The 14,407-nt window shown below is 39.6% G+C and carries 14 protein-coding genes and 1 pseudogene; 11 read left to right on the top strand and 4 right to left on the bottom strand.

Annotated features, from left to right (window positions below; all coding sequences use genetic code 11):
* Window positions 1-193, top strand: a pseudogene (locus BUB34_RS13245) (IS66 family transposase); the annotation flags it as partial.
* A 128-nt stretch (window positions 194-321) separates the two neighbouring features.
* Here the strand turns inward: BUB34_RS13245 and BUB34_RS09235 are convergent.
* From BUB34_RS09235 to BUB34_RS09220, 4 genes are read right to left on the bottom strand one after another with little or no spacing between them, the layout of a single operon-like run.
* Complete coding sequence (locus BUB34_RS09235; RefSeq protein WP_073126686.1) at window positions 322-1,152, bottom strand: hypothetical protein; 831 nt, start codon at window positions 1,150-1,152, stop codon at window positions 322-324.
* Between the two features lie 19 nt (window positions 1,153-1,171).
* Window positions 1,172-1,375: a helix-turn-helix domain-containing protein gene (locus tag BUB34_RS09230; protein ID WP_073126685.1), complete on the bottom strand. Its 204-nt coding sequence runs from the start codon at window positions 1,373-1,375 to the stop codon at window positions 1,172-1,174.
* A gap of 16 nt (window positions 1,376-1,391) precedes the next feature.
* Window positions 1,392-4,190, bottom strand: a complete 2,799-nt coding sequence (locus BUB34_RS09225; RefSeq protein WP_073126683.1) for an ATP-dependent DNA helicase — start codon at window positions 4,188-4,190, stop codon at window positions 1,392-1,394.
* A gap of 18 nt (window positions 4,191-4,208) precedes the next feature.
* Window positions 4,209-5,588, bottom strand: a complete 1,380-nt coding sequence (locus BUB34_RS09220; protein ID WP_073126681.1) for a hypothetical protein — start codon at window positions 5,586-5,588, stop codon at window positions 4,209-4,211.
* 514 nt (window positions 5,589-6,102) lie between these two features.
* On the opposite strand from BUB34_RS09220, the gene BUB34_RS09215 reads away from it, so the two are divergent.
* The 10 genes from BUB34_RS09215 to BUB34_RS09170 all read left to right on the top strand — a co-directional run bounded on the left by BUB34_RS09215 (window position 6,103) and on the right by BUB34_RS09170 (window position 14,402).
* Entirely contained in the window at window positions 6,103-6,618 is a 516-nt protein-coding gene (locus BUB34_RS09215; protein WP_073126679.1) for a hypothetical protein, read from the top strand.
* Window positions 6,619-6,686: 68 nt separating this feature from the next.
* The gene (locus BUB34_RS09210) at window positions 6,687-7,454 is read left to right on the top strand and encodes a phage antirepressor (RefSeq protein WP_073126678.1); all 768 of its coding nucleotides are present in this window, start codon (window positions 6,687-6,689) and stop codon (window positions 7,452-7,454) included.
* Between the two features lie 5 nt (window positions 7,455-7,459).
* Window positions 7,460-7,900, top strand: coding sequence for a DUF7768 domain-containing protein (locus BUB34_RS09205; RefSeq protein WP_073126676.1), 441 nt, complete (start codon window positions 7,460-7,462; stop codon window positions 7,898-7,900).
* Window positions 7,893-10,148: a phage/plasmid primase, P4 family gene (locus BUB34_RS09200; protein ID WP_073126674.1), complete on the top strand. Its 2,256-nt coding sequence runs from the start codon at window positions 7,893-7,895 to the stop codon at window positions 10,146-10,148. The genes BUB34_RS09205 and BUB34_RS09200 overlap by 8 nt, the downstream gene beginning before the upstream one ends.
* 142 nt (window positions 10,149-10,290) lie before the next feature.
* On the top strand, window positions 10,291-10,572 hold the full coding sequence (locus BUB34_RS09195; RefSeq protein WP_073126672.1) for a VRR-NUC domain-containing protein: 282 nt from the start codon (window positions 10,291-10,293) through the stop codon (window positions 10,570-10,572).
* Entirely contained in the window at window positions 10,553-11,917 is a 1,365-nt protein-coding gene (locus BUB34_RS09190) for an SNF2-related protein (protein ID WP_073126670.1), read from the top strand. Before BUB34_RS09195 ends, BUB34_RS09190 begins: the two co-directional genes overlap by 20 nt.
* Entirely contained in the window at window positions 11,904-12,317 is a 414-nt protein-coding gene (locus BUB34_RS09185) for an RNA polymerase sigma factor sigma-70 region 4 domain-containing protein (RefSeq protein ID WP_073126668.1), read from the top strand. Before BUB34_RS09190 ends, BUB34_RS09185 begins: the two co-directional genes overlap by 14 nt.
* A 134-nt stretch (window positions 12,318-12,451) precedes the next feature.
* Window positions 12,452-12,832 carry an HNH endonuclease gene (locus tag BUB34_RS09180; RefSeq protein WP_073126666.1) on the top strand — a complete coding sequence of 127 codons (381 nt, stop codon included), beginning with the start codon at window positions 12,452-12,454 and terminating at the stop codon, window positions 12,830-12,832.
* Window positions 12,833-13,065: 233 nt separating this feature from the next.
* Window positions 13,066-13,617 carry a terminase gene (locus BUB34_RS09175; RefSeq protein WP_073126663.1) on the top strand — a complete coding sequence of 184 codons (552 nt, stop codon included), beginning with the start codon at window positions 13,066-13,068 and terminating at the stop codon, window positions 13,615-13,617.
* Between the two features lie 2 nt (window positions 13,618-13,619).
* The gene (locus BUB34_RS09170) at window positions 13,620-14,402 is read left to right on the top strand and encodes an S-adenosylmethionine synthetase N-terminal domain-containing protein (RefSeq protein WP_073126661.1); all 783 of its coding nucleotides are present in this window, start codon (window positions 13,620-13,622) and stop codon (window positions 14,400-14,402) included.
* Window positions 14,403-14,407 lie beyond the last annotated feature (5 nt).

Raw genomic sequence — 14,407 nt, 5'->3', positions numbered from 1 at the left:
CAACACTGGCAAAGGTGCACAAGCAAGCGCAACTATTTACAGCATAATTGAAACTGCTAAAAGTTATGGCCTTTCTGTAGAAAAGTACTTAGTGTATTTAATGAATGGATTATCAAATGAAACAACTTCAATAGAAGATATTATGCCATGGTCCAAATCGCTACCAGAAGATCTTAAAGTTCAAAGTAAATAAATATGAAATTTTAGCCAATAGCATAAGAGTTATATTATGCTATTGGCTTTATTGTATCAGAACTAAATTTTTTATTGTAGACGTACTTTCTTTGACGCTTACATATGAGTGAACAGTCTCCTTATTTTCTATCTTCCTTTTCTTGGAATTACGATATTGTAATTTGCTTCTAAATCATCAAGTATATGATTATGATTTAATGCACTAGGTTCTACTTCAACAAACTCACCTAACTTAAAGAGTTCTTTTGGATTGCGTATTACTGTTTTGGTGGCTAATTTTTGGTACGGTTTGAATCGAATATACACGTTCTTTCCACGGTTTGTGCCTTCTGTAATTGGATTTATAGGTCTATGAGCAACCTTGAAACTTTCAGTTGCTGCATTAACAGATTCAGTTGTAATTTCCTCGATGTTGTTAATCAAAGACTGAATAGTACTTGCACTATTGTTTGAAATATACATACAGTTAGCAACGTGGTCTCCGCTTCCAAAACCACGAGCAACTGTGAGAATATCATCAGCAGTAAATATATCTAGAAAGTCTTGCCCGGTTTTTCCAGATCTTCTTCCAAAGCATATACTTACGCCAACATAAGGTGCAGTTGCAGTTTTTGCCCATTCGTTAGCCCAAACGGTAGATGCCTTTGTCATTCTTTCAAAAGCTGCCGTTCCAAACTCAGCTATGAATCTTTTATGTCCATACCAATTTCCGAAATAATCTGCATTTCTAAGTTTGGCAGAAATTTTAATTGGCTCTCCCTCGCTTAATTTGATAATAACATCAGTTTTATTATCTTTGCTTTTACTACCAATTCCATCAACGGATACTATTTTAGCACCAGGAATAATTCCTTCCTTAAGCATCCAATCAGGTAGAGTTGATGGTAGACTTTCTCCAATGTGTTTACTAACCATTGTGACTATTTCATTTTCAAATGCGTCTGAAGCTTTTGACATAGTTTATTTCCTCCTTGGTTTAATCCTTTATCGTTTCCATGATGTCTTCCAACTTACAATCCATAGCCTCACAGATTTTGAGAAGAACATCAGTTGTGATGTTTGCACCTTTGCCAAGTTTGGCTATGGAAGCTGCACTGATTCCAGCAGCATCCTTAAGATCATTTTTATTCATTTCTTTGTCGATTAACATTTTCCACAATTTGTTATAACTGATTCGCATAATTAACCTCCTTGCTTTACAACCAAAAATCAAATGATTCTTCTTGCTGTTTTTCTGTGAGATAGTTTTTTAAGAGTTCTACATCTTTACTGATATCTCGTGGTCTGATTCGGTTAATAACCTTTTCCTCGACTTCAGGAGTCCAGTAGATTTTTAATTTTTCTCTGGCTCTTGTGATAGCAGTGTAGAAGATATTGTGAGTTACTAATTCTTCCACCTCATCGGTAATAACTATCTTTACAGAGTCATATTCAAGACCTTGTGCTTTGTGTATTGATACAGCATAAGCAATTTGGAATGGTACAACAGTGAATGAGGTACTTTCATCTCCATCTTCGTCAGCACTCTTTAATTTGTGAACACAAAATCTAACTAACGATTTTCCTTTGCTTTCCCAACATTCAAGTAGTTCGAGATTAATACGCCGGAGATCACTTTCATCTACTGCCTTAGGTATCTCAACATCAAACTGAATGCGTTCTTCATGAGTGCCGGGGTCTAAGATTTCTATTCCCTTGATTATTCCCTTCATATTATTGTGTATGACAGGGAAGAACCTATCTGAATCAAGGAAGAGAATCGGGTCTCCAACTTTATACTGTTGAATGTCCCATTGAACAGCAGGATTAGGATTGCTTTCCTGTAGGAATCTATTGATGTTGTTGATTCCATATAAACCATCGTAGTTTAGGCAGAGGATAGCCTCTCCGGGTTCAAGAGAAGAGAGAAGGGATTCATCTACTTTTAAGGAGTAGCTTTCTCTTTCGATGACTTCTTTTGCAGTATCATCCATCTGTCTGACCTTATCCCACAGTTCAAGTAATCGTTCATCCTTTGTTCGATGGGGCTGGGTTAGTTCAAATACAGCACTTTCTGGTAAAAATGCTTTTAATACCGAGAACCAATTTCCAAATTGAATCGCATCAATCTGATAAGTATCTCCAACCAATAAAAGCATTTCAAAATTTGCCTTTTGAAGAACCTCAACCATATCTTTGTTGCTGACGGTACTACACTCATCAATAACCAATAATTTATACTTCGCAAAAGCAGACCCTTGACGTTTGAAACTTTCAATTGTTGAGAAAGTTGTATTTTCTGCATCAATCTTTCGCATCAGGTTCTCTTTTGCTGGATTTGTTTGTGTAAGGTATAGCTTGGAATCATCATTTAAGTAGTGAGAAACATGGTTTATTAGCGTAGATTTTCCTACACCTGCTGAACCGTATATCACACCAACCTTTGATTCCGAAAATATACGGGTAATGATGTCTTTCTTTTCATCGCAGTCAATTTCGTAATCATCGAACATCAGCCAAATTTCAACATCGGCACTGTAGTTCTCAATACCTGATTCTGCCAACTCTTGTAATTTTTCAATTACAGTGCAAGTATCGAGTTTGTAATCGTTTATAAATACTTGATTATGTTCAAGCATTAAATCACTTTCAGGTCTGTGCCCTGAATAAAGGCTATCGTTATACTGTTCGATGAGTCTTGGGTAATCAGGAAAATTACCTAGTTCATCAACATCAGTAAAGAGTTGTCCTCTACCTTCAGTGTTGTTCCTTATAAATCTTGCGAACAATTCTGGGCGTTTGTCTTTACACGGAATACAATCAAAAACAGCACCTAGTTTTGGATTATGTCCAACAGGAGATCTGTTAAATGGTAAAGAATCAAACTGCCTGCAACCGTTTGATAAATATAAATTAGAAAGATGACTGTTTCCGGCGTGTACCCATTCTTCATAATATTTGCTATAGTAGCCGTCCGAATATTGACCTTTAATAATAACATTGTTCATGTTATAGAGAAGGTATCGCAGCACATTCTTTCCGTTACGACCATTTCGAATAAGTTCTCTGCAGTAATCTAAAATAGGAATAAATACCATAGACTTAAGGCTATTTTTCCATTCAAGAGTAAGCCTATCATATGCTTTATCCGGGAAGTCCATTAGAGCAGTCAAAGTGTATTTTGTTCTGGTAAGGAACTCACAGATTAAGCGTTGCTCTGGATATGGTACTCTTTTTTTCTCTCCTTTTATCAGTTTAATAAAATTTTGAAATTCACAGTCACGAATGGAGACCTCCCAGCCGTCAATAATAATGATAGGCATTGTTTTTCCTAATATCTCGATAGTCTCATGTACGAGATGAAACTTTGATGCGTAATTGCTTTTGATTGGTAGTTTAGTAAAAGCAATTACCCTATTAGATTTGGACTTGTTTTTTCTATCATCTATTGGTGTAAATGTGATTTCATAATATATGTGTCTGTTAACAAACAGTGGCTTAATTTTCTGAATATAGTATTTGTCATTTTTTTCAGCTTTGAATTCCACTGGATATCGTTCTATTTTTTCAGAAATCTTTTTATAGTATTCCTGTAAGGTATCATCTAGATGAAGAGGAAACTTATCTAAATTATGCAGTACCTCAATACCAAAGTAGTGCCAGATAAGATTCTTTGCTTCTAACAGGTATTGATAATACTTAAGCATTAATCGTTCGGAGCCGTCTTCATCCAATGTATATTGTGTGGTGACTACTTCCAGGTAATTATGGAATTTATATAAAGTGTACAGTTCACTGTTTATCTGTGCAAACTCTGTGGCCTTTGCTATGTTTTCGGCAGTGATAGGTATTTCTCTGCCGTTGGCATAAAACTTGAGCATGACATGATTTACGAACTTTGTCAGCTGCTCTAAAATATCTTGAGAAATAGCACCACGAGAATTGTTTTCTATTTCATCTAAATGCCTACATATGACGTTGTCTATTTTACGGATGGATTCATCAATCGATGGCATCAACATCCTCCTTTCCGATTAATAATTTTCTCCATCGTCCCAGTCATCGATAAATGCATCATACGGAAATGTTCCGGCAAACTGGTCGGGATGAAGCTTTACATACAAATTGCGTATTTTGGTTCTGGAACTTCCTAAAAAAGGAGTTGCAGAACCACTAGCTAAGAAGCTATTGCTTACATTGTTTAATTCTCCAAGTAACCCAAAAACATATGATTTTAAAGATGGATCAGCAAATGTATCTGCTTTTGACATCCATTTGGCTTCATACAAGTCTTTTATTTTAGATGGCAGAGTCATGTCGATTAATGACTCAGCATAGTTTTCTCCGATGAGAGTAACCATGATTTCGTCATAATCTGCAGTGAATTCTTCAAGCAGTAAAATGTCCGCCGAAGAGTATGGAGACTCATTTGTAGTTTGCTTACTCGGAATCTCAAGTGCGTTCGTATCTGTATTATCCTCGGGGATTGGATATAAACGCACATAAATATCTTTCATTTCAGTTCGCTTTTTTATAGTCTCTGGCCGAAGGACATCACGTAGCTGATTACCTTCTTCAATGGATTCGTTCCTAAACCAAAGAATATCAGTATCAGGAATCCATCGTAAAAACTTATCTGAAATGTAGTAAGTGTAATCTCCAAGTACCTGCATTGCATCAACTACAAGCTTTCTTAAACAGGCATCTTGAATTTTTCGCACATCATATTTCCATGATTGAAGAAAATCATTAATTTCGTCAGCAAGTGATAACTTTGTTCCTTCTCCTGTAGGGTCATGATCCATACAATATGTGAGAAGGGGTTCAACCTGACTTTTGAATCGTTCAAGAAAGGCATAATCTTTTGGATTTAGTCTATTCTCGTCAAGCGTGTCAGTTGAAGTAGTGGGACCAACTAAATTTGAAATAGCATTACCCCATACATCCGCAATAGCCTGTCCTGAAGCCAAGACTTTCTCGGTAAGAATATCATGTGGCGTTTTTTCACTGTCTTTTTTAGCACTCTTCGGAGTGCTTTTTCTTTTTTGCACAGCAGTCGTTGTAAGAATCTCTTCAAACAAATATGCGATTTTCTCTGAAGCATTGTACAGGTTTATATCTTCTATATGAGTTTGAAAAGCATCGCACAACCTTTGCGTTGTTGCTTCTTGAAAATTATCTAAATACGAAATGAACTGTTCCGGCTCAATGTGTGGTAAAACACGCTTTGCTATATTTGTAATTTTAGTATTGCCATTGTAATAGGCCTTAAAAGTGTTTTCACTTATATCTTCAATTTGTAATAAACCCTCTTCAGTGATGATTGATTCAAACAGTGTTTTGGTAAAAACATGAGTGCTGTATGAACCACCGATGATGGGTTTTAGTATTTCTGCAAATTCTGTGAATTCCATAATCCACCTCTTTCTTCATTACACCCAAGACTACCGAAGCCTACCAGCCACTACCAAGTTCTACCGACCCACTTATCTATAATGTGAAGTGTAAAAAGCAAACAGCGAGCGCTTGCTACTTGTAAGGCTGTATTGGGAAATTGTTCTACTCAATATTATATCAGAAAAGAACGCAAAAATCTACACTTTCACAGTTTGTTAATATGCGTTCACAGAGAAAATTTACAAATGTAGTTATTTTACCTCTCTGACCTTTAGTTGAGTTCATTAGGTGAATTCAACTAAGTGCCAGAGGCACTTAAAAATAAATATCACAAGGCCTGATTAGCTATAAGGGCATTGGGATACAGATATCGGCATCAATCACAGGACAACCTGTGAAAGGTGCGATAGAAGTACCCTTATTTCCTTATGCTCTTTTTCAGGCATTTCATGGGTCGGTACTTCTATAAGCAACAACCCTATTTGTTTCCTATGCCCTTCTGCAAGAACCAGGCAGAAAGGCAGGAACTTTATGAAAATCAAGATTCGTTACGAGAACGAGTATCAGACACTTGAGGTCGAAAACATGGAATTGGAGAAATGGTTAAATATCTCCATTTCAGAAGAAGAAAGTCAGGAAGACTACGAAAAGAGAATCCAAGATGTAATCGAAGAGAGATTTAACAGACCCGATTACAACAGTTGGCACAAGCATGACCGTCATACTGGCAACGCTTATATGAAGAGCAAGGACGGGACAGTTGAGGTCAACACAGAAGAGGCAATCATGTTCAGAGCAACTGATAAGTCAGCCTTTAACAGTTCAATTGATGGAGTACATAACCAGCTTGAATACGAAGAGTGCTGTGAAACTTTGAGAAGTCTTCTTAAACCTGCGCAGGCAGATATGGTAATTGCTATTGCCCTTGACGGTTACACCGTTGGTGAGTATGCAGCAGAAATTGGTGATGATGCCAATAATGTCAGTCATCGTTACAGACGTGCAATCAACAAATTAAAAAAAATATTTTCAAAAACGTCCTTTTAACCCTTCTCCCAAGGCTACCAGGTAGAAGGGTAACACCTCCGAGAAATTAATTTAAGGAGGTAATTCGTATGGAATTACAAGTATTTAACAGCACAGAGTTTGGCTCTGTAAGAACAGCAACTGTAAACGGTGAGGTTATGTTTGTTGCAAAGGATATAGCAACAATTCTTGGATACAGCAATCCGAGAGATGCTATTAACAAGCACGTTGATGATGAAGACAAGGGGGTAGCAAAATGCGACACCCCTGGTGGAACGCAGAATTTAGTCATGATCAATGAGTCAGGTCTTTACAGTCTTATCCTTTCAAGCAAAATGCCTAATGCGAAGAAGTTCAAACATTGGGTAACGGCAGAGGTTCTTCCGGCTATCCGTAAGCATGGAATGTATGCCATCGATGAGATTTTGGAAAATCCTGATCTTGCGATTGCAGCACTTACACAGCTTAAAGAAGAGCGTGAGAGAAGAAAACAGCTTGAATGTCAGACGCTTATTCAGCGTCAGCAGATTGCAGAGATGCAGCCAAAGGCAAGCTACTATGACCTTATTTTACAGAACAAGAACACAGTTCCTATTACACAGATTGCAAAGGACTACGGTATGAGCGGCCGCAAGTTCAATGAACTTCTTCATGAACTTGGAGTTCAGTACAAGTTCAGAAAGACATGGCTTTTATATCAGCAGTATGCAGAATGCGGATACACACAATCACGTACCTATGCAATTGATGAGAGCAGAAGTGTGATGCATACCTATTGGACACAGAAGGGCAGACTTTTCCTTTATGACCTTCTGAAGAACGAAGGCATCTTACCAGTCATTGAACAGGAGGATTAAAAGATATGGGCATTGATAAGTTTAATCATGAGGGTTATTCCGACCTGACTACATATGAGGCTCTTACCAACATTCATCGTGAGGAAATGGCAGCTGATAAAAAGGCTGCCTATCTTCCTTTGGTGTATGTGTGCAGTCCGTATGCAGGTGATATTGAAACTAATGTAAAGAATGCAAAACGATACAGCAGATTTGCTGTTGATGAAAATGCTATCCCGGTAACACCTCATCTTTTATATCCGCAGTTCATGGATGATGGGAATGCATCGGAAAGAGAGATGGCTATGCATTTCAATTATGTACTTCTTGGCAAATGCACAGAGGTCTGGGTATTCGGTGGTGTGATAAGCCGAGGCATGGCTCGTGAGATTAGTGTTGCAAAGAAAAGAAGAATGAAGATCAGATGGTTTACTCAGGATTTGAAGGAGGTCGGAGAATATGATTAATTTCACTGTTTATTCAGCAGACTGTGTCGGCAACAGCGGTAACTGTCTGTATCCCAATAAGAATATTGTGACGGATAAAGAGTCCTTTATCAAAGCAACGAAGATGGATCATGTAACTGCAAAGTATAAAGGAAATTATCGAAGTAAGGATAATTTCGAGTCCTCCGACTGTATTCCGCTTGACTGTGACAATGACCATTCGGATAACCCAAATGAATGGGTAACCCCTCTTGATATAGCACTTGAAATACCGGGTGTTGCTTTCGCTGTATCTTACAGCAGACACAACAACCTTCCAAAGGGAGATAAGTCTGCTAGACCAAGATTTCATATCTTCTTCCCTATTGAGATTGTATCGGATGAACAGGAGTATGCAGATATGAAACGCAGGATTGCAGACACTTTTCCTTATTACGATACCAACGCACTTGATTCGGCTCGTTTCCTTTATGGAAATGACTCTGATGAAGTGGAGTTCTATGAGGGTGACAAGACTATTATTGATTACCTGGAAGAGGATGATTTTGCTGATTTCGATGCAAGCCTTGAGCAAGTGCCGGAAGGTCAGCGTAACAGTACTATGAGTCACATTGCCGGAAAGATTATCAAGAGATATGGAAATACAGAAGATGCTTATCAGATATTCCTTAAGAAGGCAGAACTCTGTAATCCACCACTTCCTGAAAGTGAACTCAAGGTGATATGGAGAAGTGCATCGAAGTTCGGTAACAAGGTGTCAAACCAGGAAGGCTACATTCCTCCTGAACAGTACAACTCTGACTGCAGATTAAAGCCGAATGATTTCTCGGATGTGGGACAGGCTACTGTTCTTGCAACTGAGTATAAGGATATCCTTCGCTATTCCCCATCGACTGATTACATGGTCTACAACGGCAGTTTCTGGGAAGAGTCAAAACCAAAGTCCCAGGGTGTTTCCCAAGACTTGACGGAAAGACAGCTTGCAGAGGCTGAAACCGAAATGAAGAAGGCTATGGATGAACTTGTAAAGAATGGTGGCATGGAAATTCTTGTATCCGTGGGTCCGAAAAAAGCTGTGCAGATGTTCAATAAACAGCAGGCTCATGCTTATGAGATGTATGAAGATGCTTCTGTCTATAAGAAGTATGCCATTAAGAGAAGAGATACGAAGAACATTGCTGCCACATTAAAAGAGGCTCGTCCGATGCTTGAAGTGGAACAGAGAAACCTTGATGCCGATGAGTTTATGCTGAACACACCGACTCTTACCTATGATTTAAGACAGGGCACCAAGTTCCCAATGGAACACAGACCGGAGCATTTCATCACAAAACAGACAATCGTTGACCCATCAAGTGATGGAGCCGATATTTGGGCAGCTGCACTTGATACATTCTTTTTAAAGGATACAGACCTTATCGATTATGTTCAGAGAATGGTTGGTCTTTCTGCAATCGGCAAGGTGTATGTGGAGGCACTCATTATCGCATATGGAGAAGGCCGCAATGGTAAGTCTACATTCTGGAATGTTATCGCAAGGGTTCTTGGTACATATTCAGGAAACATCTCTGCCGATATGCTTACCGTTGGATGCAGAAGAAATGTCAAGCCAGAACTTGCCGAGGCAAAGGGTAAGAGAATGCTCATTGCAGCAGAACTTGAAGAAGGTATGAGATTGAATACTGCCAATGTTAAGCAGCTCTGTTCTACAGATGAAATCTATGCTGAAAAGAAGTATAAAGATCCGTTCTCATATACTCCGACACATACACTTGTGCTTTATACCAACCACCTGCCAAAGGTCGGTGCTATCGACAAGGGTACCTGGAGAAGACTTATAGTTATCCCATTTGATGCCAAGATTGAAGGAAGTGCTGATATCAAAAACTTCGCAGATTATCTGTTTGAAAAGGCAGGTGGTGCAATCCTTACATGGGTTATCGAAGGTGCAAGAAAGGTAATCGCAGACAACTATAAGATTGACCTGCCACAGAAGGTGCGTGATGCTATTGAGCATTATAAGGAAAGTAATGACTGGCTTTCCTACTTTTTAAGTGAACGCTGCGAACTTGACCCTGCCTATGTGGCAAAGTCGAGCGAGGTATATAACGAGTATCGAATTTTCTGTACCCAGGTGGGTGAGTTTACAAGAAGTACAACTGATTTCTACACAGCTTTGGAAACGGTCGGATTTGAAAGATACCGTGACCGTAAGGGAAGATACATTAAAGGTTTAAGACTCAAGACAGAATTTATGGAAGAGGACTAATGACAGTAGGTGTGACAGTTAATGACGGCTATTTACTATCCTTTTCTATAGAGTAAAAAAATTAAGTCTATATATAAAGTATAGGAAATGACAGTCTTACCCTGTCACACCATCAAATTCAGCATTGATGGAGGTGGCACGAATGCGTGAAAAAGAAGTAGAGCAGAAACTTGTAAAGGCTGTAAAGCTTGCAGGTGGTTTCTGCATCAAATTTACATCTCCCGGATTTGACGGAGTGCCGGACAGACTGGTTCTTCTTCCAAAAGGGAGAATGGCTTTTATAGAACTCAAGGCTCCTGGCAAGAAACCGAGAGCCTTACAAAAAAGAAGAATGAAACAGTTATCAGCTTTGGGGTTTACCTGCTATGTGGTTGATAACACTGATGTGATTGGGGGTGTCATTGATGAAATACAATCCTCATGATTATCAGACTTATGCAACAAACTTTGTACTGGAACATCCTGTGGCAGCAGTCCTTTTAGAAATGGGACTCGGAAAGAGTGTGATTACCTTAACGGCTGTATTTGAACTTCTCTATAACCGATTTGAAGTTGGAAAGGTTCTGGTCATTGCACCCCTCCGAGTAGCAAGAGATACATGGCCTGCTGAAATAGAAAAGTGGGATCACTTAAAGGGACTGACCTATTCGGTGGTTATAGGTACAGAGTCGGAGCGAAAAGAGGCATTAAGAAAAAGTGCAGGTATTTTTCTTATCAACAGAGAAAATGTGGACTGGCTTATCAACAAGAGTGGCTTTCCATTCGATTTTGATATGGTTGTAATAGATGAATTATCGTCATTCAAGTCGGCATCGGCTAAACGATTCAAGAGCCTTCTTAAAGTAAGACCAAAGGTAAAAAGAATCGTGGGTCTTACAGGAACTCCAAGCAGTAATGGACTTATGGATTTATGGGCAGAGTTCAGAATCCTTGACATGGGAGAAAGGCTCGGAAGATACATCACACATTATCGTATGAATTTCTTTGTGCCGGATAAACGAAATCAGCAGATGATATTTTTCTATAAACCAAGACCTGGTGCGGAAGATGCCATCTACAGACTGATATCGGATATTACGATTTCCATGAAGTCAGCAGATTTCCTAAAAATGCCTGAATGCATTATGAACGAAGTGGAAGTAAAGCTTTCAGAAAAGGAATGGTCTGTATATGACGAATTAAGACAGGAAATGGTGGTGTCTCTAGAAGATGAAGAGATTGATGCTGCAAATGCAACTGCTCTTTCAGGCAAACTTCTGCAGATGGCTAATGGTGCTATCTATAACGAAGAAAAAGAGGTCTTCCATATTCATGACCGTAAGCTTGATGCACTTGAGGACTTAATTGAAGGTGCAAATGGCAAACCTGTACTTGTGGCTTACTGGTATAACCACGATTTGGAGCGAATCAGGGAAAGGTTCAAGGTTCGTGAAATCAAGACTTCAAAGGATATCAGAGATTGGAATAACGGTGATATACCGATTGCCGTAATTCATCCTGCGAGTGCCGGACATGGCTTAAATTTGCAAAGCGGTGGTTCGACCCTTATATGGTTTGGTCTTACTTGGTCATTGGAACTCTATCAGCAGACCAATGCAAGGTTATGGAGACAGGGACAGAAATCCACAGTTGTCATACACCACATTATTTCAAAGGATACCATTGATGAAGATGTGATGAAGGCACTAAGGCTCAAAGAGAAAACACAGACAGATCTTATCGATGCGGTTAAGGCGAGAATCGGAGGTGGTGTGTATGCAAGGCAATGAGTTTTTAAACAGACCTTTTATTCTGAATAATAAAATCAACGACAAGAAGATTAAGCTTGGATTTTACAGAGAATTGTCGTGCAGTCCATCGTCACCGGGGTTCGAAGAGCATTTCTCAAGCAATCCAAATACAAAAGCACCATTTGTCCGCTACTTAGAAAAGATAGATGATCTAGAGCGAGAGATTGTTGAAGATTATAAAAAGCTTGATGAGATTAAAACCGAAGTGGACAATGCAATTGATGTTGTGGAAGATCCAATGGAACAGATGATCCTAAGATATAGGTACTTGGAATTTTTATCAATGCCGGATATTTCTGTTCGAATGCATTACTCACTGCGTTGGACAAAGAAACTACATAGACGTGCATTGGACAGCTTTGAAAGAGGACACCACTAGATCACCCCTAGGCCACTCCCCGTTCATATTGAAATGATGTAGAATGGTATTGTAGAAAAATATATAAAACAACTAAGCCTTTGTAGGAGCAATCCCGCAGAGGCTTTTGTTATGTCCAGATGGAGGTGAAAAAGATGCCAAGAAAACCAAAGAAACCGTGTGGTTATTCTGGCTGTCCTAATTTAACAGAAGGTAGATACTGCAAGGAACATGAAAAACAAATAAACCAATCCTACGAGAAGTATGGCAGAGATAAAGCTGTACGCCGCAGGTACGGACGAGCTTGGAAACGAATCCGTGACAGCTATGTTAAGACGCATCCATTCTGTGAGCTGTGTTTTGAGAAAGGAATCATCGTTCCGGTGGATGAGGTTCATCACAAGTTACCACTGTCAGAAGGTGGAACGCATGACAGAAGCAATCTGATTTCTCTTTGCAAAAGCTGTCATGCCAAGATACATGCCGAACGCGGTGATTATCACGGAAGTAAAAAACATCATGTGTATAAGTATTAAGTGTGTCGGTCTATGACGGCTATTTACTATCCTTTTCTATAGAGATAAAAATTTTATCCTATATATATAATAAAGGAAATGCTGGTCATAGGGTGTCACACTGCGAATTGATGAATGAAAAAGTACCCCAGGGGCGGTCAAAATCTCTAACACCGGGACCAACGTGGAACGGCGTGGGGTCTTGCGTGTGAAAAATGCGAAATCAAAAGGGTAATTAAAGGAGGAATGCAGACGTGCCTACAAAATCGAATAACATCGGTGGCCGTGGTGGTGCAAGACCTGGTGCAGGTCGCAAGAAAACGGCTGTATCCGAGAAAGCAAAGAACGGAAATCCGGGTGGCAGAAAATTAGAAGTCCTGAATATTCCTGAAGTGGAAGGTGTGGAGATGCCAAAGCCGCACGACTTCCTGTCTGCAGAACAGAGAGACGGAAGCGAACTGCAGGCTCATGAAATCTATACGGAAACATGGAACTGGCTAAACAAAATCGGATGCTCATCGAAGGTATCCCCACAGCTATTGGAAAGATATGCGATGTGCTCTGCTCGTTGGATACAGTGTGAGGAGATGACCAATAAGCTAGGTTTTCTTTCTAAGCATCCAACCACACAGAAACCAATCCCATCTCCGTTCATTAACATTGGCATCAACTATATGAACCAGGCCGTAAGGCTTTGGAATGAAATATTTCAGATTGTTAAGGAAAACTGCAGTACGGATTATGATGATGCAGCTCCACAGAATGATCTGATGGAAAGACTCTTAAGAGCAAGGGAGGGCAAATAAAAATGATTGAAAAAGTAAACTCTGGTCACCCGGACAAGGTGGCAGACAGAATTGCAGGTGCCATTGTTGACTTGGCATATGCGACAGAAGAAAATCCAAAGATTGCTGTTGAAGTATTAATTGGACATGGCATTTGCCATGCGATTATCGAAACATCAGCTGTACTTGATGAAACTGATATTGAAAAAGCAATTGCTCGTATTGCAGGCAATGTGAAACCAGATATTGTGATTGTTCCACAGGATAGTCATCTTGCCAGAAATCAGGCAGAGAGCATTCATTGTGGAGATAATGGTGTCTTTCGTGGGATGCCACTTACTGATGAACAGAAGGCATTGTCCCAGATTGCAAGAGATATCTACAAGGTGTATCCATACGATGGAAAGTACATTCTTGATGAGGCAAGACTTATCATCTGTCAGAGCAATGCGAAAAAAGTACACTTAAAGAAAATCTACCGTGAGGCAGAAATCAATCCTCTGGGTGACTGGACTGGTGGCACAGATGTGGATACAGGTGCAACCAACCGTAAGCTTGGTTCTGATATGGCAGACTCCGTTACAGGTGGTGGTCTTCATGGAAAGGACTTATCCAAGGCAGATGTATCTGTAAACATCTATGCTTTCCTTAAAGCACAGAGAACCGGAAAGCCTGTGGAACTTGTATGTGCGATTGGTGACAGTTCTGTTGATGGTATTCCTTATGAAGAGATTGTTGCCCAGGCTAGAGAATATATCACCTCAATCGGTGGCTTTGAGAAGTTTGCCGAATGGGGTCTTTTTTAGAGGTG

Source organism: Asaccharospora irregularis DSM 2635, assembly GCF_900129815.1.
In the GTDB taxonomy this organism is placed as follows: domain Bacteria; phylum Bacillota; class Clostridia; order Peptostreptococcales; family Peptostreptococcaceae; genus Asaccharospora; species Asaccharospora irregularis.
This window is presented reverse-complemented; position numbering and strand designations above follow the sequence as displayed.

What these genes read in the sequence shown, in the direction of transcription:
- BUB34_RS09235 (WP_073126686.1), bottom strand. Translation starts at nt 1,152, where the DNA reads ATGTCAAAAGCTTCAGACGCATTTGAAAATGAAATAGTCACAATGGTT.
- BUB34_RS09230 (WP_073126685.1), bottom strand. Translation starts at nt 1,375, where the DNA reads ATGCGAATCAGTTATAACAAATTGTGGAAAATGTTAATCGACAAAGAA.
- BUB34_RS09225 (WP_073126683.1), bottom strand. Translation starts at nt 4,190, where the DNA reads ATGCCATCGATTGATGAATCCATCCGTAAAATAGACAACGTCATATGT.
- BUB34_RS09220 (WP_073126681.1), bottom strand. Translation starts at nt 5,588, where the DNA reads ATGGAATTCACAGAATTTGCAGAAATACTAAAACCCATCATCGGTGGT.
- BUB34_RS09215 (WP_073126679.1), top strand. Translation starts at nt 6,103, where the DNA reads ATGAAAATCAAGATTCGTTACGAGAACGAGTATCAGACACTTGAGGTC.
- BUB34_RS09210 (WP_073126678.1), top strand. Translation starts at nt 6,687, where the DNA reads ATGGAATTACAAGTATTTAACAGCACAGAGTTTGGCTCTGTAAGAACA.
- BUB34_RS09205 (WP_073126676.1), top strand. Translation starts at nt 7,460, where the DNA reads ATGGGCATTGATAAGTTTAATCATGAGGGTTATTCCGACCTGACTACA.
- BUB34_RS09200 (WP_073126674.1), top strand. Translation starts at nt 7,893, where the DNA reads ATGATTAATTTCACTGTTTATTCAGCAGACTGTGTCGGCAACAGCGGT.
- BUB34_RS09195 (WP_073126672.1), top strand. Translation starts at nt 10,291, where the DNA reads ATGCGTGAAAAAGAAGTAGAGCAGAAACTTGTAAAGGCTGTAAAGCTT.
- BUB34_RS09190 (WP_073126670.1), top strand. Translation starts at nt 10,553, where the DNA reads ATGAAATACAATCCTCATGATTATCAGACTTATGCAACAAACTTTGTA.
- BUB34_RS09185 (WP_073126668.1), top strand. Translation starts at nt 11,904, where the DNA reads ATGCAAGGCAATGAGTTTTTAAACAGACCTTTTATTCTGAATAATAAA.
- BUB34_RS09180 (WP_073126666.1), top strand. Translation starts at nt 12,452, where the DNA reads ATGCCAAGAAAACCAAAGAAACCGTGTGGTTATTCTGGCTGTCCTAAT.
- BUB34_RS09170 (WP_073126661.1), top strand. Translation starts at nt 13,620, where the DNA reads ATGATTGAAAAAGTAAACTCTGGTCACCCGGACAAGGTGGCAGACAGA.